Below are 20,690 nucleotides of genomic sequence, written 5' to 3'. Positions count from 1 at the left end.
AGTGAAGCTAAAATTAGAAGCGGTAGTGCGAGAAAGCTTTGTTGGCTTCGGCCATACGGTGCACGTCTTCACGCTTCTTAACAGCAGCACCTTTACCTTCAGCAGCATCCAGCAGTTCGCCAGCCAAACGCAGAGCCATAGACTTCTCGCCACGCTTACGGGCGAAGTCTACCAACCAGCGCATTGCCAGAGCGTTACGACGGGAAGGACGAACCTCGACCGGAACCTGGTAAGTAGCACCACCAACGCGGCGCGACTTCACTTCGACCAGCGGAGCGATGGCGTCGAGTGCTTTTTCGAAGAGTTCCAGGGGATCGGTGCCAGCCTTACGGGTCGCAACGGTTTCCAGGGCACCATAAACGATACGTTCGGCAACGGCTTTCTTGCCGCTTTCCATAACGTGGTTCATGAATTTGGCGAGGATCTGGCTTCCGTATTTCGGATCGTCCAGAATCTCACGCTTTGCTGCTACGCGACGTCTTGGCATGATAAGCCCTCAAGCGGTCTTCAGGTTAGCTCGGGACAGATCCAATGGATGCGTGCCCGACCTTACTCTTATCGACTCAATAAAATAAAAATCTGCAAAACGGCCGATTACTTCGGACGCTTGGTACCGTACTTCGAACGACCTTGGTTACGGCCTTTAACGCCGGAAGTATCCAAGGAGCCGCGAACGGTGTGGTAACGAACACCTGGCAAGTCTTTTACACGACCGCCGCGGATCAGTACCACGCTGTGCTCTTGCAGGTTGTGGCCTTCACCACCGATGTACGAGGAAACCTCGAAACCGTTGGTCAGACGCACACGGCATACTTTACGCAGTGCCGAGTTAGGTTTTTTCGGCGTGGTGGTGTACACACGGGTGCACACGCCACGACGTTGCGGGCAGTTCTGCAGCGCAGGTACGTCGGATTTCTCGACGATACGCTTACGCGGCTGACGTACCAGCTGGTTGATAGTTGCCATCTACTAGCTCCACTGTTGTCTTGCGACGCTATTGTCTTGCAAGAAAAGCAAAATGGCAGGAACGAATTCCCGCCAAATTTAGGGGATCAAGAGTCTAAAGAGGATCTTGTCCCCAGTCAAGGCAAGGCCCCGACCTCCCCGCCCCCCGAACCTCGACAAATTGTCTCGATTCGATGAACGGAGCGATCAGGGCCTTACGCTCATTTACCGCAGAACTCAGTTACCGCTCGAGTTCAGCGCTTCGGTCAGTGCAGCTTCCACTTCACTGGCGCTAACGCGCAACGGCTTGTCAGCATCACGGCGACGCTTGCGCTCGCTGTGATATGCCAGACCGGTACCGGCCGGGATCAGACGACCCACGACTACGTTTTCTTTCAGGCCGCGCAGGTAATCGCGCTTGCCGGTGACTGCCGCTTCGGTCAGTACGCGGGTGGTTTCCTGGAAGGAAGCCGCCGAGATGAACGATTCGGTGGACAACGACGCCTTGGTAATACCCAACAGAACGCGAGTGTACTTGGAGACGAACTTGTCTTCGCCGCCCAAACGCTCGTTTTCTACCAGTACGTGAGTCAGTTCCATCTGGTCGCCCTTGATGAAACTCGAATCGCCGGATTCAGCGATTTCAACTTTACGCAGCATCTGACGCAGGATGGTCTCGATGTGCTTATCGTTGATCTTCACGCCTTGCAGACGGTAAACGTCCTGGATCTCGTTAACGATGTACTTGGCCAGCGCGCTCACACCCAGCAGACGCAGGATGTCGTGCGGATCGCTTGGGCCGTCGGAGATAACTTCGCCGCGGTTTACCTGTTCGCCTTCGAACACGTTCAGGTGACGCCACTTCGGAATCAGCTCTTCGTACGGATCGGAACCGTCGTTCGGGGTAATGACCAGACGGCGCTTGCCTTTGGTCTCTTTACCGAACGCGATGGTGCCGCTGACTTCAGCCAGAATCGACGCTTCTTTCGGACGACGAGCTTCGAACAAGTCGGCAACACGCGGCAGACCACCGGTGATGTCACGGGTCTTCGAAGTTTCTTGCGGGATACGCGCGATAACATCACCGATCGCGATCTTCGCACCGTCCGCCACACCGACCAGGGCGTTGGCTGGCAGGAAGTACTGAGCGATAACGTCAGTGCCTGGCAGCAACAGATCCTTGCCGTTGTCGTCGACCATCTTCACTGCTGGACGGATTTCTTTGCCCGCAGCTGGACGATCTTTCGCGTCGAGTACTTCAATGTTGGTCATACCGGTCAATTCGTCAGTCTGACGCTTGATCGTGATGCCTTCTTCCATGCCCACGTAGGTCACGGTACCTTTCATTTCGGTAACGATTGGGTGAGTGTGCGGATCCCACTTGGCCACGATTGCGCCAGCGTCGACCTTGTCACCTTCTTTAACCGAAATTACGGCACCGTACGGCAGCTTGTAACGCTCGCGCTCACGACCGAAGTCATCAGCGATAGCCAGCTCACCGGAACGGGACACAGCAACCAAGTGACCATCCACTCGCTCAACGTGCTTCAGGTTGTGCAGACGGACGGTACCGCCATTCTTCACCTGAACGCTGTCGGCTGCAGAGGTACGGCTTGCCGCACCACCGATGTGGAACGTACGCATCGTCAGCTGGGTACCCGGCTCACCGATGGACTGGGCAGCGATAACGCCGACCGCTTCACCGATGTTCACCTGGTGACCACGAGCCAGATCACGGCCGTAGCACTTGGCGCAAATGCCGTAGCGGGTTTCGCAGCTGATCGGCGAACGCACGATCACTTCGTCGATGCTGTTCAGCTCGATGAATTCAACCCACTTCTCGTCTACCAGAGTGCCGGCAGGAACGATAACGTCCTCGGTACCTGGCTTGAATACGTCACGGGCGATAACACGACCCAATACGCGCTCACCCAACGGCTCTACAACGTCACCGCCCTCAATGTGCGGAGTCATCAGCAGACCGTGTTCGGTGCCGCAATCGATCTCGGTTACAACCAGATCCTGCGCCACGTCCACCAGACGACGAGTCAGGTAACCGGAGTTCGCAGTTTTCAACGCGGTATCCGCCAGACCTTTACGAGCACCGTGAGTCGAGATGAAGTACTGAAGTACGCTCAGACCTTCACGGAAGTTCGCAGTAATCGGCGTTTCAATGATGGAACCGTCCGGCTTGGCCATCAGACCACGCATACCGGCCAGCTGACGAATCTGTGCTGCGGAACCCCGCGCACCCGAGTCGGCCATCATGTACATCGAGTTGAACGACTCTTGGTCGACTTCAACACCATGACGGTCGATAACCTTCTCTTTCGAGAGGTTGGCCATCATCGCCTTGGAAACTTCGTCGTTCGCTTTCGACCAAAGGTCGATCACTTTGTTGTACTTCTCGCCCTGGGTTACCAGGCCGGAGGCGTACTGGCTCTCGATCTCTTTCACTTCGTCGGTGGCAGCACCGATGATGCGAGCTTTTTCATCGGGGATAACGAAGTCGTTAACACCGATGGAAACGCCGGAGATGGTCGAGTAAGCAAAACCGGTGTACATCAACTGGTCAGCGAAGATCACGGTCTCTTTCAAACCAACCACGCGGTAGCATTGGTTGATCAGCTTGGAGATCGCCTTTTTCTTCATCGGCAAGTTGACGACGTCGTACGACAGACCCTTTGGCACAACCTGGAACAGCAGCGCACGGCCGACAGTGGTGTCGACGATACGGGTGCCGCTTACGCTGTTGCCGTCACGGTCATTGACGGTTTCGTTAATACGTACTTTAACCTTGGCATGCAGTGCGGCTTCGCCGGCACGGAACACACGGTCAACTTCCTGCAGATCCGCGAACACACGACCTTCGCCTTTGGCGTTGATCGCTTCACGAGTCATGTAGTACAGACCCAATACAACGTCCTGCGACGGAACGATGATTGGCTCACCGTTGGCTGGCGACAGAATGTTGTTGGTCGACATCATCAACGCACGCGCTTCCAGCTGAGCTTCCAGTGTCAGCGGTACGTGCACAGCCATTTGGTCGCCGTCGAAGTCGGCGTTGTACGCGGCGCAGACCAGAGGATGCAGCTGAATAGCCTTACCTTCGATCAGTACCGGTTCAAACGCCTGGATACCCAGACGGTGAAGGGTCGGTGCACGGTTGAGGAGAACCGGGTGTTCACGGATCACTTCAGCGAGAACGTCCCAAACCTCTGGCAATTCGCGCTCGACCATTTTCTTGGCCGCTTTGATGGTGGTCGCGAGACCACGCATTTCGAGCTTGCCGAAAATGAACGGCTTGAACAGCTCGAGAGCCATCTTCTTCGGCAGACCGCACTGGTGCAGACGCAGGGTCGGACCTACGGTAATTACCGAACGACCGGAGTAGTCAACACGCTTACCGAGCAAGTTCTGACGGAAACGACCTTGCTTACCCTTGATCATGTCAGCCAGGGATTTCAGAGGACGCTTGTTCGAACCGGTGATAGCGCGGCCACGACGACCGTTGTCGAGCAGAGCATCGACAGCTTCCTGCAACATACGCTTTTCGTTGCGCACGATGATGTCCGGAGCGGACAGATCCAGCAGGCGCTTCAAACGGTTGTTACGGTTGATCACTCGACGATACAGATCGTTGAGGTCGGAAGTCGCGAAACGACCGCCATCCAGCGGAACCAGTGGACGCAGATCTGGCGGCAGAACCGGCAGAACGGTCAGCACCATCCACTCTGGCAGGTTGCCGGAACCCTGGAAGGCTTCCATCAACTTCAGACGCTTGGACAGCTTCTTGATCTTGGTTTCGGAGTTGGTTTGCGGAATTTCTTCACGCAGACGTCCAATCTCGTGCTCCAGGTCGATAGCGTGCAGCAGTTCACGGACAGCTTCAGCACCCATACGGGCGTCGAAGTCGTCACCGAACTCTTCCAGCGCTTCGAAGTACTGCTCGTCGTTCAGCAACTGACCTTTTTCAAGGGTAGTCATGCCTGGATCGATAACGACATAGCTCTCGAAGTAGAGAACGCGTTCGATATCACGCAGGGTCATGTCCATCAGCAAGCCGATACGCGACGGCAGCGATTTCAGGAACCAGATGTGGGCAACCGGCGAAGCCAGTTCGATGTGCGCCATGCGCTCACGACGAACCTTGGCCAGCGCGACTTCAACGCCGCACTTCTCGCAGATCACACCACGGTGCTTCAAGCGCTTGTACTTACCGCACAGGCACTCGTAATCCTTTACCGGGCCAAAGATCTTGGCGCAGAACAGGCCGTCACGCTCAGGTTTGAACGTACGGTAGTTGATGGTTTCCGGCTTTTTAACTTCACCGAACGACCATGAGCGGATCATCTCAGGCGAGGCCAATCCGATACGGATGGCGTCGAACTCTTCGACTTGACCCTGGTTTTTCAGCAAATTCAGTAGGTCTTTCAAGGCCTTTCCTCCTGGCGGAGCAGAGAGCGGGCAATCCTGCCCCGCTCTCGATTCGCGTCACGTGTTATTCGGTTTCCAGATCGATATCGATGCCGAGGGAACGAATTTCCTTGATCAACACGTTGAAGGACTCGGGCATGCCCGGCTCCATACGGTGATCGCCATCCACGATGTTTTTGTACATCTTGGTACGGCCGTTCACATCGTCCGACTTCACTGTGAGCATTTCTTGCAGAGTGTAAGCGGCACCGTATGCTTCCAGTGCCCAGACCTCCATCTCCCCGAAACGCTGACCACCGAACTGCGCCTTACCACCCAGCGGCTGCTGGGTAACCAGGCTGTAAGAACCGGTAGAACGAGCGTGCATCTTGTCGTCTACCAAGTGGTTCAGCTTCAGCATGTACATGTAGCCAACGGTAACTGGACGCTCGAACTTGTTGCCGGTACGGCCGTCGGTCAGCTGCATCTGGCCGCTTTCCGGCAGGTCTGCCAGTTTCAGCATGGCCTTGATTTCGCTTTCCTTGGCGCCGTCGAACACTGGAGTGGCCATTGGAACACCGCCACGCAGGTTCTTCGCCAGATCCAGGATTTCCTGATCGGAGAAGCTGTCCAGATCTTCGTTACGACCGCCGATCTGGTTGTAGATCTCGTCCAGGAAGGTACGCAGTTCAGCGACTTTACGCTGCTCTTCGACCATCCGGTTGATCTTCTCGCCCAGACCTTTGGCCGCGAGGCCCAGGTGGGTTTCAAGGATCTGACCAACGTTCATACGCGAAGGTACGCCCAGTGGGTTGAGGACGACGTCGACCGGGGTGCCATTGGCATCGTGCGGCATGTCTTCAACCGGCATGATCACGGAGACCACACCTTTGTTACCGTGACGACCGGCCATCTTGTCGCCCGGCTGGATGCGACGACGGATTGCCAGGTAAACCTTGACGATTTTCAGCACACCTGGAGCCAGGTCATCGCCCTGCTGCAGTTTGCGCTTCTTGTCTTCGAACTTGTCGTCCAGCAGACGGCGGCGATCAACGATATAGGCCTGAGCCTTCTCGAGCTGCTCGTTCAGAGCATCTTCAGCCATGCGCAGTTTGAACCACTGACCATGCTCAAGACCGTCGAGAACTTCGTCGGTGATGTCCTGACCTTTCTTCAGACCAGCGCCGCCTTCAGCCTTGTGGCCTACCAGAGCGGAGCGCAGACGTTCGAAAGTGGCGCCTTCAACAATACGGAACTCTTCGTTCAGATCCTTGCGGATCTCGTCCAGCTGGGTCTTCTCGATCGACAGAGCACGAGCATCACGCTCAACGCCGTCACGGGTGAAGACCTGTACGTCGATGACAGTACCCTTGGTACCGGTAGGTACACGCAGGGAGGTGTCTTTAACGTCGCTGGCTTTTTCACCGAAGATTGCACGCAGCAGTTTTTCTTCCGGAGTCAGTTGGGTCTCGCCTTTCGGAGTGACCTTACCCACCAGAATGTCGCCTGCACCTACTTCAGCACCTACGTAAACGATACCGGCTTCGTCCAGCTTGTTCAGTGCAGCTTCACCCACGTTAGGGATGTCCGCAGTGATTTCCTCTGGGCCAAGCTTGGTGTCACGGGCCACACAGGTCAGTTCCTGAATGTGGATCGTGGTGAAACGGTCTTCCTGAACAACACGCTCGGACAGGCAGATGGAGTCTTCGAAGTTGAAGCCGTTCCATGCCATGAACGCGATGCGCATGTTCTGACCCAGTGCCAGTTCACCCATATCGGTGGACGGGCCGTCGGCCATGATGTCGCTACGCTGAACGCGATCACCCTTGCTCACCAGCGGACGCTGGTTGATGCAGGTGTTCTGGTTCGAGCGGGTGTATTTGGTCAGGTTGTAGATGTCGACACCAGCTTCGCCGGTTTCTACTTCGTCATCAGCAACACGAACCACGATACGGCTGGCATCAACGGAGTCGATCACGCCGCCACGACGAGCCACGACGCAAACGCCGGAGTCGCGAGCCACGTTACGCTCCATGCCGGTACCTACCAGCGGCTTGTCAGCGCGCAGGGTTGGTACAGCTTGACGCTGCATGTTCGAACCCATCAACGCACGGTTGGCGTCGTCGTGCTCGAGGAACGGAATCAGCGACGCTGCAACCGAAACTACCTGCTTCGGCGAAACGTCCATCAAGGTGACTTCTTCAGGCGCCTTGACGGTGAATTCGTTCAGGTGACGTACGGCTACCAGTTCGTCAATCAGGACTTTCTGGTCGTTCATGGTCGCCGAAGCCTGCGCGATCACGTGATCGGCTTCTTCAATGGCGGACAGGAACACGATCTCGTCGGTGACCACACCCTCTTTCACCACGCGGTACGGGCTTTCCAAGAAGCCATACTGGTTGGTGCGAGCGTAAGCAGCCAGGGAGTTGATCAGACCGATGTTCGGACCTTCCGGCGTTTCAATCGGGCATACACGACCGTAGTGAGTCGGGTGTACGTCACGAACTTCAAAGCCTGCACGCTCACGAGTCAGACCACCAGGGCCGAGTGCGGAGACACGACGCTTGTGGGTAATCTCGGACAGCGGGTTGTTCTGGTCCATGAACTGGGACAGCTGGCTGGAACCGAAGAACTCTTTCACCGCCGCAGCCACAGGCTTGGCGTTGATCAGATCTTGCGGCATCAAGCCTTCGCTTTCAGCCATCGACAGGCGCTCTTTGACCGCACGCTCAACACGCACCAAGCCAACGCGGAACTGGTTCTCGGCCATTTCGCCTACGCAGCGAACACGACGGTTACCCAGGTGGTCGATGTCATCGACGATGCCTTTACCGTTACGGATGTCGACCAGAGTCTTCAGTACCGCGACGATGTCTTCCTTGCACAGCACACCCGAACCTTCGATCTCGGTACGACCGATACGACGGTTGAACTTCATCCGGCCGACTGCAGAAAGGTCATAGCGCTCAGGGCTGAAGAACAGGTTGTTGAACAGGGTTTCGGCAGCGTCTTTGGTCGGCGGCTCGCCTGGACGCATCATGCGATAAATCTCAACCAGCGCTTCCAATTGGTTGCTGGTGGAGTCGATCTTCAGCGTGTCGGAAACGAACGGACCGCAGTCGATGTCGTTGGTGTACAGAGTTTCAATGCGAACAACGCCGGACTTGGCAATCTTGGCCAGGACTTCGGTGTTCAACTCGGTGTTGCACTCTGCCAGGATTTCGCCAGTGGCCGGGTGCACGATAACCTTGGCGGTAGTGCGACCGAGGACGTAGTCCAGAGGCACTTCCAGGGTCTTGATGCCGGCTTTTTCGATCTGGTTGATGTGGCGCGCAGTAATACGGCGGCCCGCTTCAACAATAACCTTGCCCTTCTCGTCCTGAATATCCAGAACCGCAATTTCACCACGCAGACGCGAAGCAATCAGTTCCAGGCTGAGGGTTTCGCCGCTCAGGTGGAAAACGTTGGTGGTGTAGAAAGCGTCGAGCACTTCTTCAGTGGTATAGCCAAGCGCGCGCAGCAGTACCGATGCCGGCAGCTTGCGACGACGGTCGATACGCACGAACACGCAGTCTTTCGGGTCGAACTCGAAGTCCAACCACGAACCGCGGTAAGGAATGATGCGCGCGGAGTACAGCAGTTTGCCGGAGCTATGCGTCTTGCCGCGGTCGTGATCAAAGAACACGCCCGGGGAACGGTGCAGCTGGGAAACGATTACACGCTCGGTACCGTTGATTACGAAGGTACCGTTCTCAGTCATCAGGGGGATTTCACCCATGTAGACTTCTTGCTCTTTGATGTCCTTGATCGCTTTGTTCGACGATTCTTTGTCGAAAATGATCAGGCGCACTTTTACCCGCAAAGGTACGGCGAAAGTTACACCGCGCAATACGCATTCTTTGACATCAAATGCCGGTTCGCCCAGGCGATAACCGACGTACTCCAGCGCAGCATTGCCGGAGTAGCTGATGATCGGGAAAACGGATTTGAAGGCCGCATGCAGGCCCACGTCGCGGAACTGATCTTTGGTCGCTCCCGCTTGCAAGAATTCACGATACGAATCCAGCTGGATGGCCAGGAGGTACGGCACATCCATGACGTCCGGCAACTTGCTAAAGTCCTTGCGGATACGTTTTTTCTCAGTATATGAGTAAGCCATCAGCGTTCCCCAGCTTGGTCACCTGCTTGTTTGGCCCCTCCCGACGGGAGCAGCCAGAAAATCGTGCAAACCCCATGGTTTGCTCCACCGCATCGGGTGGTTACAGCGCCTTTATCAGCACCGACCCAGTCGGCTGCCAATAACGGAAAAAGGCCGGTGGCAAGAGCCACCAGCCATCAGCCTGTCGCTTGACGCTCGGGCTGGAGGAGCAAAGTCGATGCTTACTTCAGCTCGACTTTAGCGCCTGCTTCTTCCAGCTTCTTCTTGGCGTCTTCAGCCGCTTCTTTCGAAACGCCTTCAGCTACAACCTGAGGAGCGGTGTCTACTTTCTCTTTGGCTTCTTTCAGGCCCAGACCAGTCAGTTCGCGAACTGCCTTGATCACGTTAACCTTCTTCTCGCCAGCTTCCAGCAGAACAACGTTGAACTCGGTTTGCTCTTCAACAACAGCGGCAGCAGCAGCTGGACCAGCCGAAGCAGCAGCAGCGGTAACACCGAAGGTTTCTTCCATCGCTTTGATCAGCTCAACGATTTCCACTACGGATTTCTGGCCGATTGCTTCGATGATTTGTTCGTTAGTCAGAGACATGACTCAATTCCTGAATTGGGGGACGGCCTACGCGACCATCGAAATAAACAAAAAACGCGAGAAGTTGACGAGCCTTAGGCTGCAGCAGCTTCTTTCTGGTCGCGAATTGCCGCCAGAGTACGAGCCAATTTGCTGGTAGCGCCTTGAATCACGCTCATCAGCTGAGAAATTGCTTCGTCACGGGTCGGCAGAGTTGCCAGTACGTCGATCTGATTAGCTGCGAGGAACTTGCCCTCGAACGCAGCTGCCTTGATCTCGAACTTGTCCTGACCCTTGGCAAACTCTTTGAAGATACGGGCAGCAGCGCCCGGATGTTCGTTCGAGAATGCAATCAGGGTCGGGCCGGTGAACACGTCGTTGAGGACACTGTATTGAGTGTCAGCAACAGCGCGCTTGAGCAGGGTGTTACGTACAACACGTACGTAAACGCCAGCTTCACGAGCCTCTTTACGGAGTCCGGTCATTGCGCCTACTGTTACGCCACGTGCATCAACCACGACAGCGGACAGAGCGACTTTGGCAGCCTCGTTGACTTCAGCGACGATGGCCTTCTTGTCTTCGAGATTAATTGCCACGGGTTTAACTCCTGCTTGTTACCGTTTCATCCGATCGGAACCGAATGTCGTTTTGGTGTCTGATTCGGTAAGGAACCGGGAGCACCATCTGCGTAGGCTTTTGGTTTAAGGCTTGCGCCGCCTACGGTCTTGGATAGCCCCCGCCAGGCAGGGACCCCAATCTTTCAATTGGCGCGATCATCACGCCAACCTTTGTCTTACGCGTCCAGCGAGCTCTGGTCGATAACCAGACCTGGGCCCATAGTGGTGCTCAGGGTAACGCGCTTGACGTAAATACCTTTCGAGGAAGCTGGCTTGATACGCTTCAGATCAGCGATCAGGGCTTCAACGTTTTCCTTCAGCTTGACGGCATCGAAGCCGATCTTGCCAACGGAGGTGTGAATAATGCCGTTTTTGTCGGTGCGATAACGAACCTGACCAGCCTTGGCGTTTTTAACCGCGGTGGCTACGTCTGGAGTTACGGTGCCGACTTTCGGGTTAGGCATCAGACCACGTGGGCCAAGGATCTGGCCGAGTTGACCTACAACGCGCATGGCATCCGGGGATGCGATCACTACGTCATAGTTCAGGTCGCCGCCTTTCATTTCGGCAGCCAGGTCGTCCATACCTACACGGTCAGCGCCAGCAGCCAGAGCGGCCTCAGCAGCTGGACCCTGGGTGAACACAGCAACGCGAACAGTCTTGCCAGTGCCGTGTGGCAGCACAGTAGCGCTACGAACAACCTGGTCGGATTTACGCGGGTCTACACCCAGGTTTACAGCAACGTCGAACGACTCGCTGAACTTGACAGTCGACAGCTCAGCCAGCAGAGCGGCGGCGTCTACAATGTTGTAGGCCTTGCCTGCTTCGATTTTGCCGGCGATAGCCTTTTGACGCTTGGTCAGCTTAGCCATTACACACCCTCCACGTTAAGGCCCATGCTACGAGCAGAACCGGCGATAGTACGCACGGCCGCATCCATATCAGCTGCAGTCAGATCCGCGTTTTTGGTTTTCGCGATTTCTTCCAGCTGAGCACGGGTAACAGTGCCAACCTTAACGGTGTTCGGACGAGCGGAACCGCTGGTCAGACCGGCCGCCTTCTTCAGCAGAACCGAAGCAGGGGTGGATTTGGTTTCGAAAGTGAAGCTACGGTCGCTGTAGACAGTGATGATCACTGGAGTCGGCAGACCTGCTTCAAGACCCTGAGTACGGGCGTTGAAAGCCTTGCAGAATTCCATGATGTTCACGCCGTGCTGACCCAGAGCAGGACCAACAGGTGGACTTGGGTTAGCCTGAGCGGCCTTCACTTGCAGCTTGATGTAAGCGGTAATCTTCTTGGCCATGAGGCACTCCAATTACGGGTTCGAACGCCTCGAAAGGCTCCCCGGTTACTTGCGCGTTTATCCCAGTGACGACAAAACCCCACAGCCTATGGCTGCGGGGTTGGGATGCTTGTCCAGCTAGACCTTCTCGACCTGACTGAACTCCAACTCTACCGGGGTAGAGCGACCGAAAATGAGCACTGCCACCTGGATCCGGCTCTTTTCGTAGTTAACTTCTTCAACAACGCCATTGAAATCAGCAAATGGACCGTCATTGACTCGAACTGTTTCACCTGGCTCGAAGAGAGTCTTCGGCTTAGGCTTGTCACTACCATCAGCAACACGACGCAGAATTGCTTCCGCTTCTTTATCTGTGATCGGCGCAGGCTTATCAGCGGTACCGCCAATAAAACCCATCACCCGAGGAGTATCCTTGACCAAGTGCCAAGTACCCTCGTTCATATCCATCTGCACCAGCACGTAGCCTGGAAAGAACTTGCGTTCGCTTTTGCGCTTCTGGCCATTACGCATTTCAACCACTTCTTCAGTGGGAACCAGAATTTCGCCGAAGCCATCTTCCATGCCAGCCAGCTTTACTCGCTCAACAAGCGAGCGCATTACATGCTTCTCGTAACCCGAGTAAGCATGCACAACGTACCAACGCTTAGCCACGGGACACCCTTAGCCGACAATCAAGGAAACAAGCCAACCGAGCAGGGAATCAAGCCCCCACAACAGCAACGCCATAACCAGAACAACAGCCACAACAATCAGTGTGGTCTGCGTGGTTTCTTGGCGAGTTGGCCACACGACTTTACGAATCTCGGTACGAGCTTCCTTAACCAGTACAAAGAAAGACTTGCCCTTCGCGGTCTGCAGGCCTACAAAGGCAGCTACAGCAGCAATAACAAGCAAAGCAAGTACACGGTACAGGATCGGCGAAGCAGAGTAATACTGATTGCCAACAACGCCAACGACCACCAAAGCAACTACTACAAGCCACTTGAGCAGATCGAAGCGAGAGCCTTGTGCTTCAGCTTTAGGAGTCATCTATGAAGATCCTGTGAAAAGAAAGCCAGACACACCGAGTGAATCTGGCAGGTCAGGAGGGAATCGAACCCCCAACCTACGGTTTTGGAGACCGTCGCTCTGCCAATTGAGCTACTGACCTAAAACAAAATCAGGCCGACCATTATGCCGGCCCGAAAAATACATTACAACCGCTTATTCGATGATTTTAGCTACGACGCCAGCGCCGACTGTACGACCACCTTCACGGATAGCGAAACGCAGACCATCTTCCATCGCGATAGTTTTGATCAGGGTAACAGTCATCTGAATGCTATCACCTGGCATTACCATTTCAACGCCTTCTGGCAGCTCGCAGTTACCAGTCACGTCAGTAGTACGGAAGTAGAACTGTGGACGGTAGCCTTTGAAGAACGGAGTGTGACGACCGCCTTCTTCCTTGCTCAGAACGTAAACTTCTGCAGTGAACTTGGTGTGAGGTTTAACCGAACCCGGCTTAACCAGAACCTGACCACGCTCAACGTCGTCACGCTTGGTACCACGCAGCAGAACGCCGCAGTTTTCGCCAGCACGGCCTTCGTCGAGCAGCTTGCGGAACATTTCAACACCGGTGCAGGTGGTGACAGTAGTGTCACGCAGACCAACGATTTCCAGCGGATCCTGAACGCGAACGATACCGCGCTCGATACGACCAGTCACAACAGTACCGCGACCAGAGATCGAGAATACGTCTTCGATTGGCATCAGGAATGGCTTGTCGATCATACGAACTGGCTCTGGAATGTAGATATCCAGAGTTTCAACCAGCTTACGAACGGCAGTGGTGCCCATTTCGTTGTCGTCTTTGCCTTCCAGAGCCATACGAGCCGAACCGATGATGATCGGAGTGTCGTCGCCTGGGAAGTCATAGGTGGACAGCAGGTCGCGAACTTCCATCTCAACCAGTTCCAGCAGCTCAGCGTCGTCTACCAGGTCAGCCTTGTTCAGGAAAACCACGATGTACGGAACGCCTACCTGACGGGACAGCAGGATGTGCTCACGGGTTTGTGGCATCGGACCATCAGCGGCCGAGCAAACCAGGATCGCGCCGTCCATCTGGGCAGCACCGGTGATCATATTCTTCACGTAGTCAGCGTGACCTGGGCAGTCAACGTGAGCGTAGTGACGAATAGTCGAGTTGTACTCAACGTGAGCGGTGTTGATGGTGATACCGCGAGCTTTTTCTTCTGGCGCGCTGTCGATCTTGTCGAAGTCAACGATTGCCGAACCGAAAACTTCGGAGCAAACGCGAGCCAGAGCAGCAGTCAGAGTGGTTTTACCGTGATCAACGTGACCAATGGTCCCCACGTTGACGTGGGGCAGGGAACGATCAAATTTTTCCTTAGCCATCGATAACACCCTCAAACAGAAGAATTAGACAAACAATATCTACCATTAAAACAAAGGCAGATATTTTCATATCTGCCTTGTTATATGGAGCTCTTGAGCGGATTTGAACCGCTGACCTCACCCTTACCAAGGGTGCGCTCTACCAACTGAGCTACAAGAGCGAAACACTTTGCACAACCTGCAAACCTGGAGCGGGTAGCGGGAATCGAACCCGCATCATCAGCTTGGAAGGCTGAGGTTCTACCACTAAACTATACCCGCTGCGCCTGCAGCTCACGCTTAAATCTGGTGGAGGGAGAAGGATTCGAACCTTCGAAGTCGTAGACGTCAGATTTACAGTCTGATCCCTTTGGCCGCTCGGGAACCCCTCCTAATCAGGCCGGCATTCTATACCATGCCAAACCTCTGTCAAGCATTTTCTCATTTAAAAACCTGAGGTTAGCTGCTTTGACACCACCCCGCCGATTCAACTTTGAAAGGTCTTCACTGCGGAGCGGGCGCCATTCTATTCAAACTATTGAACAGGCGCAACCCCTTCGCACTGCATTATTTTATGTTTTAACTCATTGAATTCGTTGGAAAGGTTTTGCAACTGCAGATCACTCAACAAATGCTGGCTTTCAGGCGCAATACGCAACCAGAAACCCGGCAAGGGAACGTCATTAGGCGATGACCGAGCTTTGACGTCCATTTCAGTCAAACGCTGATTCAGCGCTATCGCCATTTCCTGACGGGCAAACCCACCCAAGTAAAGACACTGACTCTCAGTACGTTGCGAGCCAAGCCTTTCCTTGGTCACGCCTTCTCCCTCACTTAGCAAACGAATATCTTGCTGCGATCCTTTGTACAGACTAAGGGGCGTTACGTCCTTTGCGCGCAACGGCGCTTCCTGCTGATGCCAGACGTAATAGAAAACATTGAGAACAAGAAGCAGCAGGAACAACCAACGCATACATACCTCAAGACAAAGGACACGCAACAGCCAAACCTACGAACACCAGATCAGGAACAAACCTGGCTCCGGGCGCGACATCCGCAACCAGCTCGGCATCACCACCCGTGATAAAGACAGTAAAATCTTCCCCCCAGTAGGACCGCGCTATTTCCAACTGGGTGAGCACGAATCCTTTCAGCATCAGCGAGCATCCGCGCTCTACCGCCTCAACAGTACTTCGCCCCGGAGCCTGACTCGTCAACGCCCGCTCGGCAGCCACATCGTCATAGCGAATCTTACGAGTATGGGTACGCAACTGATTGCGCATCAACGGCATACCAGGACAAATAAAGCCGCCAAGATGCTCGCCATCCATCGCAATGAAGTCCGCCGTCACTGCCGTACCAAAATCGAGCACGAGACACGACCCCTTAGACAAGTGAAAACCACCAAGCATCGCCAGCCAGCGATCGAGCCCCAGGCGCTCATAATCTTCGTAACCGTTTCTAACACCTGATAGTTCACGGGCAGGCGTCGCACACATCACTGAAACACCGAACTCTTGTTCAAGCATCTCCGTCAATGCGTCCGTTTCCTCAGCAGTGCGGACGCTTACCAGGCGACATCGACTTAACGACACCCCACTCAACAATCGCAGCCTATCGCACAGGGCCTGATCCGAGTCGACTACTCCCTCTGCAACCAAGATCAAGGCCTCAGCATTCAGCACGCGCCATTTTATAAAGCTATTGCCGCAGTCCAGCTCAAGAATCATCACGCAACCTCAAGCTGAGCTCGCCACCACTAAAGACCTTTTCCACGCCATTCACCTTTAATCGCAGCGCACCCTGATTATCAATTCCGAGCACCACGCCATCTATTTGATTGACTCCAGCAATCAAGGATACTGATCGCCCCTGCCACAAATGATTTCCCTCCCACTCCACCTGGAGATCTGAAAAACCACCAGATTGGTGACGCTGTATATACGCGTGCAACTGCTCGCTCAACTGAGCTGCGAGATCATTACGATCACAACTTCTGCCTGACTCAAGCCTTATGGACGTCCATTGCTGGTCGACCTCCTCTGCAATCTGCATATTCACGTTAATACCGATCCCCAGCACCACGTGACACACATCAGCAGGGTCTCCAACCAACTCCAACAGAATGCCGGCAATTTTCCTATTGCCAACCAGAACATCGTTGGGCCACTTCAAACCCGCCCCGAGCACCCCCAAGCTTCGCAGGGTTTTCATGACGGCCAGCCCAACGACAAGGCTCAAGCCTTCAAGCTGGCGCATTCCACCATCAATACGAAGGACAAGACTGTAGTAAAGATTTTCGGCAAATGGGCTCACCCACTTGCGCCCTCTACGCCCCCGCCCAGAGATCTGGCGCTCGGCGAGGACTAAAAACGGTGCTGATTGCCCTTGGCCGATGGCGCGCAATGCCTCAGCGTTAGTGGAGTCGATTGAATCAAATACCGTGACTGGCCAATCCGCTCTTCCTCCCCCTATCTTGTGAGGATCAAGCAACATTAACGGCGCAGCCAATTGATAACCTCGCCCGCGGACTTTGTGGATGGACAACCCAAGCTCAGCCTCGAGATTCTGCAGCTGCTTCCACACCGCACTGCGACTAACTCCCAAGGCCGCGCCCAGGTCCTGGCCAGAATGGAATCGCCCATCCTTCAGAAGATTCAACAACGTCAGCATGCATGTCTCGCCTCACAATGTGGCCCGAATAATAGCCATGCCCCGGGCTGTTGCATAGAAATCAAGCAGATACATTTCCTGCGGGCAAAACAAAACCCCAATTGCTTTCGCAATTGGGGTTTCGGAATTTAATCTTGACGATGACCTACTCTCACATGGGGAAACCCCACACTACCATCGGCGATGCATCGTTTCACTGCTGAGTTCGGGATGGGATCAGGTGGTTCCAACGCTCTATGGTCGTCAAGAAATTCGGGTACTGAGTCGCGACCTGATGGCCTCGCTTCAGCAAATTGGGTATGTGACAGCTGTCGGTGTTTTGTGAACATCGAACTTTCGGTTCGTTTCGTCTTCACACACCGCAATCTGATGCTCTCTCGAGTAGTCAAATTGCTTGGGTGTTATATGGTCAAGCCTCACGGGCAATTAGTATTGGTTAGCTCAACGCCTCACAGCGCTTACACACCCAACCTATCAACGTCGTAGTCTTCGACGGCCCTTCAGGGAACTCAAGGTTCCAGTGAGATCTCATCTTGAGGCAAGTTTCCCGCTTAGATGCTTTCAGCGGTTATCTTTCCCGAACATAGCTACCCGGCAATGCCACTGGCGTGACAACCGGAACACCAGAGGTTCGTCCACTCCGGTCCTCTCGTACTAGGAGCAGCCCCTCTCAAATCTCAAACGTCCACGGCAGATAGGGACCGAACTGTCTCACGACGTTCTAAACCCAGCTCGCGTACCACTTTAAATGGCGAACAGCCATACCCTTGGGACCGGCTTCAGCCCCAGGATGTGATGAGCCGACATCGAGGTGCCAAACACCGCCGTCGATATGAACTCTTGGGCGGTATCAGCCTGTTATCCCCGGAGTACCTTTTATCCGTTGAGCGATGGCCCTTCCATACAGAACCACCGGATCACTAAGACCTACTTTCGTACCTGCTCGACGTGTCTGTCTCGCAGTCAAGCGCGCTTTTGCCTTTATACTCTACGACCGATTTCCGACCGGTCTGAGCGCACCTTCGTACTCCTCCGTTACTCTTTAGGAGGAGACCGCCCCAGTCAAACTACCCACCATACACTGTCCTCGATCCGGATAACGGACCTGAGTTAGAACCTCAAAGTTGCCAGGGTGGTATTTCAAGGATGGCTCCACGCGAACTGGCGTCCACGCTTCAAAGCCTCCCACCTATCCTACACAAGCAAATTCAAAGTCCAGTGCAAAGCTATAGTAAAGGTTCACGGGGTCTTTCCGTCTAGCCGCGGATACACTGCATCTTCACAGCGATTTCAATTTCACTGAGTCTCGGGTGGAGACAGCGCCGCCATCGTTACGCCATTCGTGCAGGTCGGAACTTACCCGACAAGGAATTTCGCTACCTTAGGACCGTTATAGTTACGGCCGCCGTTTACCGGGGCTTCGATCAAGAGCTTCGCGTTAGCTAACCCCATCAATTAACCTTCCGGCACCGGGCAGGCGTCACACCCTATACGTCCACTTTCGTGTTTGCAGAGTGCTGTGTTTTTAATAAACAGTCGCAGCGGCCTGGTATCTTCGACCGGCATGAGCTTACGGAGCAAGTCCTTCACCCTCACCGGCGCACCTTCTCCCGAAGTTACGGTGCCATTTTGCCTAGTTCCTTCACCCGAGTTCTCTCAAGCGCCTTGGTATTCTCTACCCAACCACCTGTGTCGGTTTGGGGTACGGTTCCTGGTTACCTGAAGCTTAGAAGCTTTTCTTGGAAGCATGGCATCAACCACTTCGTGTTCTAAAAGAACACTCGTCATCAGCTCTCGGCCTTAAGATCCCGGATTTACCTAAGATCTCAGCCTACCACCTTAAACTTGGACAACCAACGCCAAGCTGGCCTAGCCTTCTCCGTCCCTCCATCGCAATAACCAGAAGTACAGGAATATTAACCTGTTTTCCATCGACTACGCTTTTCAGCCTCGCCTTAGGGACCGACTAACCCTGCGTCGATTAACGTTGCGCAGGAAACCTTGGTCTTTCGGCGTGGGTGTTTTTCACACCCATTGTCGTTACTCATGTCAGCATTCGCACTTCTGATACCTCCAGCAAGCTTCTCAACTCACCTTCACAGGCTTACAGAACGCTCCTCTACCGCATCATCCGAAGATGATACCCGTAGCTTCGGTGTATGGTTTGAGCCCCGTTACATCTTCCGCGCAGGCCGACTCGACTAGTGAGCTATTACGCTTTCTTTAAAGGGTGGCTGCTTCTAAGCCAACCTCCTAGCTGTCTAAGCCTTCCCACATCGTTTCCCACTTAACCATAACTTTGGGACCTTAGCTGACGGTCTGGGTTGTTTCCCTTTTCACGACGGACGTTAGCACCCGCCGTGTGTCTCCCATGCTCGGCACTTGTAGGTATTCGGAGTTTGCATCGGTTTGGTAAGTCGGGATGACCCCCTAGCCGAAACAGTGCTCTACCCCCTACAGTGATACATGAGGCGCTACCTAAATAGCTTTCGAGGAGAACCAGCTATCTCCGAGCTTGATTAGCCTTTCACTCCGATCCACAGGTCATCCGCTAACTTTTCAACGGTAGTCGGTTCGGTCCTCCAGTTAGTGTTACCCAACCTTCAACCTGCCCATGGATAGATCGCCCGGTTTCGGGTCTATTCCCAGCGACTAGACGCCCTATTAAGACTCGCTTTCGCTACGCCTCCCCTATTCGGTTAAGCTCGCCACTGAAAATAAGTCGCTGACCCATTATACAAAAGGTACGCAGTCACCCAACAAAGTGGGCTCCCACTGCTTGTACGCATACGGTTTCAGGATCTATTTCACTCCCCTCTCCGGGGTTCTTTTCGCCTTTCCCTCACGGTACTAGTTCACTATCGGTCAGTCAGTAGTATTTAGCCTTGGAGGATGGTCCCCCCATATTCAGACAAAGTTTCTCGTGCTCCGTCCTACTCGATTTCATGACTAAGAGATTTTCGCGTACAGGGCTATCACCCACTATGGCCGCACTTTCCAGAGCGTTCCGCTAATCTCAAAGCCACTTAAGGGCTAGTCCCCGTTCGCTCGCCACTACTAAGGGAATCTCGGTTGATTTCTTTTCCTCAGGGTACTTAGATGTTTCAGTTCCCCTGGTTCGCCTCTTGCACCTATGTATTCAGTACAAGATAACCATCTTATGATGGCTGGGTTCCCCCATTCAGACATCTCCGGATCAAAGTCTGTTTGCCGACTCCCCGAAGCTTTTCGCAGGCTACCACGTCTTTCATCGCCTCTGACTGCCAAGGCATCCACCGTATGCGCTTCTTCACTTGACCATATAACCCCAAGCAATCTGGTTATACTGTGAAGACGACATTCGCCGAAAATTCGAATTTCTCAATTAAGAGAACTCACAAATTTTACCTTAGCCTGATCCGTTACCAGTGAAAGTAACGTTCAGTCTATCTTTCTATCACATACCCAAATTTTTAAAGAACGAACTAGTCAAAGACTAGAAATCAACATTCACCATCGAATCGATGGAATGCTCATTTCTAAGCTTTATACTTCAGAAGCAGTAGTGGTGGAGCCAAGCGGGATCGAACCGCTGACCTCCTGCGTGCAAGGCAGGCGCTCTCCCAGCTGAGCTATGGCCCCGTATTTCTACAGGC

14 protein-coding genes, 5 tRNA genes and 2 rRNA genes are annotated in these 20,690 nt (G+C 54.1%); all 21 read right to left on the bottom strand.

Annotated features, from left to right (window positions below):
• Positions 1-13 precede the first annotated feature (13 nt).
• On the bottom strand, positions 14-487 hold the full coding sequence (gene rpsG, locus ATI02_RS19160) for a 30S ribosomal protein S7 (RefSeq protein ID WP_007916467.1): 474 nt from the start codon (positions 485-487) through the stop codon (positions 14-16).
• A 107-nt stretch (positions 488-594) separates the two neighbouring features.
• Positions 595-966 carry a 30S ribosomal protein S12 gene (gene rpsL, locus ATI02_RS19155; protein ID WP_003186084.1) on the bottom strand — a complete coding sequence of 124 codons (372 nt, stop codon included), beginning with the start codon at positions 964-966 and terminating at the stop codon, positions 595-597.
• 216 nt (positions 967-1,182) lie between these two features.
• On the bottom strand, positions 1,183-5,382 hold the full coding sequence (gene rpoC / locus ATI02_RS19150; protein WP_034156498.1) for a DNA-directed RNA polymerase subunit beta': 4,200 nt from the start codon (positions 5,380-5,382) through the stop codon (positions 1,183-1,185).
• Positions 5,383-5,446: 64 nt separating this feature from the next.
• Entirely contained in the window at positions 5,447-9,520 is a 4,074-nt protein-coding gene (gene rpoB, locus ATI02_RS19145; protein ID WP_077574738.1) for a DNA-directed RNA polymerase subunit beta, read from the bottom strand.
• A gap of 221 nt (positions 9,521-9,741) precedes the next feature.
• A complete protein-coding gene (rplL, locus tag ATI02_RS19140; protein ID WP_095188536.1) occupies positions 9,742-10,107 on the bottom strand; it encodes a 50S ribosomal protein L7/L12 in 366 nt (121 codons plus the stop codon).
• Between the two features lie 74 nt (positions 10,108-10,181).
• Positions 10,182-10,682: a 50S ribosomal protein L10 gene (gene rplJ, locus ATI02_RS19135; RefSeq protein WP_008081912.1), complete on the bottom strand. Its 501-nt coding sequence runs from the start codon at positions 10,680-10,682 to the stop codon at positions 10,182-10,184.
• Between the two features lie 197 nt (positions 10,683-10,879).
• Positions 10,880-11,575, bottom strand: coding sequence for a 50S ribosomal protein L1 (gene rplA / locus ATI02_RS19130; RefSeq protein ID WP_003228754.1), 696 nt, complete (start codon positions 11,573-11,575; stop codon positions 10,880-10,882).
• A complete protein-coding gene (gene rplK, locus ATI02_RS19125; RefSeq protein WP_003228756.1) occupies positions 11,575-12,006 on the bottom strand; it encodes a 50S ribosomal protein L11 in 432 nt (143 codons plus the stop codon). Before rplK ends, rplA begins: the two co-directional genes overlap by 1 nt.
• A gap of 117 nt (positions 12,007-12,123) precedes the next feature.
• Positions 12,124-12,657 carry a transcription termination/antitermination protein NusG gene (nusG, locus tag ATI02_RS19120; protein ID WP_007916492.1) on the bottom strand — a complete coding sequence of 178 codons (534 nt, stop codon included), beginning with the start codon at positions 12,655-12,657 and terminating at the stop codon, positions 12,124-12,126.
• A 9-nt stretch (positions 12,658-12,666) separates the two neighbouring features.
• A complete protein-coding gene (gene secE / locus ATI02_RS19115) occupies positions 12,667-13,035 on the bottom strand; it encodes a preprotein translocase subunit SecE (RefSeq protein WP_007916493.1) in 369 nt (122 codons plus the stop codon).
• Positions 13,036-13,080: 45 nt separating this feature from the next.
• Positions 13,081-13,156 (bottom strand) — tRNA-Trp (locus ATI02_RS19110).
• A 53-nt stretch (positions 13,157-13,209) separates the two neighbouring features.
• Positions 13,210-14,403 (bottom strand): elongation factor Tu, encoded by a 1,194-nt coding sequence (tuf, locus tag ATI02_RS19105; RefSeq protein WP_100847069.1) that lies wholly within the window; start codon positions 14,401-14,403, stop codon positions 13,210-13,212.
• 85 nt (positions 14,404-14,488) lie between these two features.
• A tRNA-Thr gene (locus ATI02_RS19100) sits at positions 14,489-14,564 on the bottom strand.
• 26 nt (positions 14,565-14,590) lie between these two features.
• Positions 14,591-14,664 (bottom strand) — tRNA-Gly (locus ATI02_RS19095).
• Between the two features lie 25 nt (positions 14,665-14,689).
• A tRNA-Tyr gene (locus ATI02_RS19090) sits at positions 14,690-14,774 on the bottom strand.
• Between the two features lie 143 nt (positions 14,775-14,917).
• Complete coding sequence (locus ATI02_RS19085; RefSeq protein ID WP_100847068.1) at positions 14,918-15,355, bottom strand: hypothetical protein; 438 nt, start codon at positions 15,353-15,355, stop codon at positions 14,918-14,920.
• Positions 15,356-15,362: 7 nt separating this feature from the next.
• Positions 15,363-16,112: a pantothenate kinase gene (locus ATI02_RS19080; protein WP_095188540.1), complete on the bottom strand. Its 750-nt coding sequence runs from the start codon at positions 16,110-16,112 to the stop codon at positions 15,363-15,365.
• Positions 16,102-17,055, bottom strand: a complete 954-nt coding sequence (birA, locus tag ATI02_RS19075) for a bifunctional biotin--[acetyl-CoA-carboxylase] ligase/biotin operon repressor BirA (protein WP_095188541.1) — start codon at positions 17,053-17,055, stop codon at positions 16,102-16,104. The genes ATI02_RS19080 and birA overlap by 11 nt, the downstream gene beginning before the upstream one ends.
• Before the next feature lie 132 nt (positions 17,056-17,187).
• A 5S ribosomal RNA gene (rrf, locus tag ATI02_RS19070) occupies positions 17,188-17,303 on the bottom strand.
• A gap of 157 nt (positions 17,304-17,460) precedes the next feature.
• Positions 17,461-20,354, bottom strand: a 23S ribosomal RNA gene (locus ATI02_RS19065).
• 246 nt (positions 20,355-20,600) lie between these two features.
• Positions 20,601-20,676 (bottom strand) — tRNA-Ala (locus ATI02_RS19060).
• Positions 20,677-20,690 lie beyond the last annotated feature (14 nt).

It is taken from the genome of Pseudomonas baetica (assembly GCF_002813455.1).
Taxonomy (GTDB): Bacteria; Pseudomonadota; Gammaproteobacteria; order Pseudomonadales; family Pseudomonadaceae; genus Aquipseudomonas; species Aquipseudomonas baetica.
Note: the sequence above shows the minus strand (reverse complement) of the source record. Positions and strands in the feature narration are given on the sequence as shown.

Coding starts and splice junctions, on each gene's coding strand:
- rpsG (WP_007916467.1), bottom strand. CDS start 487: ATGCCAAGACGTCGCGTAGCAGCAAAGCGTGAGATTCTGGACGATCCG.
- rpsL (WP_003186084.1), bottom strand. CDS start 966: ATGGCAACTATCAACCAGCTGGTACGTCAGCCGCGTAAGCGTATCGTC.
- rpoB (WP_077574738.1), bottom strand. CDS start 9,520: ATGGCTTACTCATATACTGAGAAAAAACGTATCCGCAAGGACTTTAGC.
- rplL (WP_095188536.1), bottom strand. CDS start 10,107: ATGTCTCTGACTAACGAACAAATCATCGAAGCAATCGGCCAGAAATCC.
- rplA (WP_003228754.1), bottom strand. CDS start 11,575: ATGGCTAAGCTGACCAAGCGTCAAAAGGCTATCGCCGGCAAAATCGAA.
- rplK (WP_003228756.1), bottom strand. CDS start 12,006: ATGGCCAAGAAGATTACCGCTTACATCAAGCTGCAAGTGAAGGCCGCT.
- secE (WP_007916493.1), bottom strand. CDS start 13,035: ATGACTCCTAAAGCTGAAGCACAAGGCTCTCGCTTCGATCTGCTCAAG.
- tuf (WP_100847069.1), bottom strand. CDS start 14,403: ATGGCTAAGGAAAAATTTGATCGTTCCCTGCCCCACGTCAACGTGGGG.
- ATI02_RS19085 (WP_100847068.1), bottom strand. CDS start 15,355: ATGCGTTGGTTGTTCCTGCTGCTTCTTGTTCTCAATGTTTTCTATTAC.
- ATI02_RS19080 (WP_095188540.1), bottom strand. CDS start 16,112: ATGATTCTTGAGCTGGACTGCGGCAATAGCTTTATAAAATGGCGCGTG.
- birA (WP_095188541.1), bottom strand. CDS start 17,055: ATGCTGACGTTGTTGAATCTTCTGAAGGATGGGCGATTCCATTCTGGC.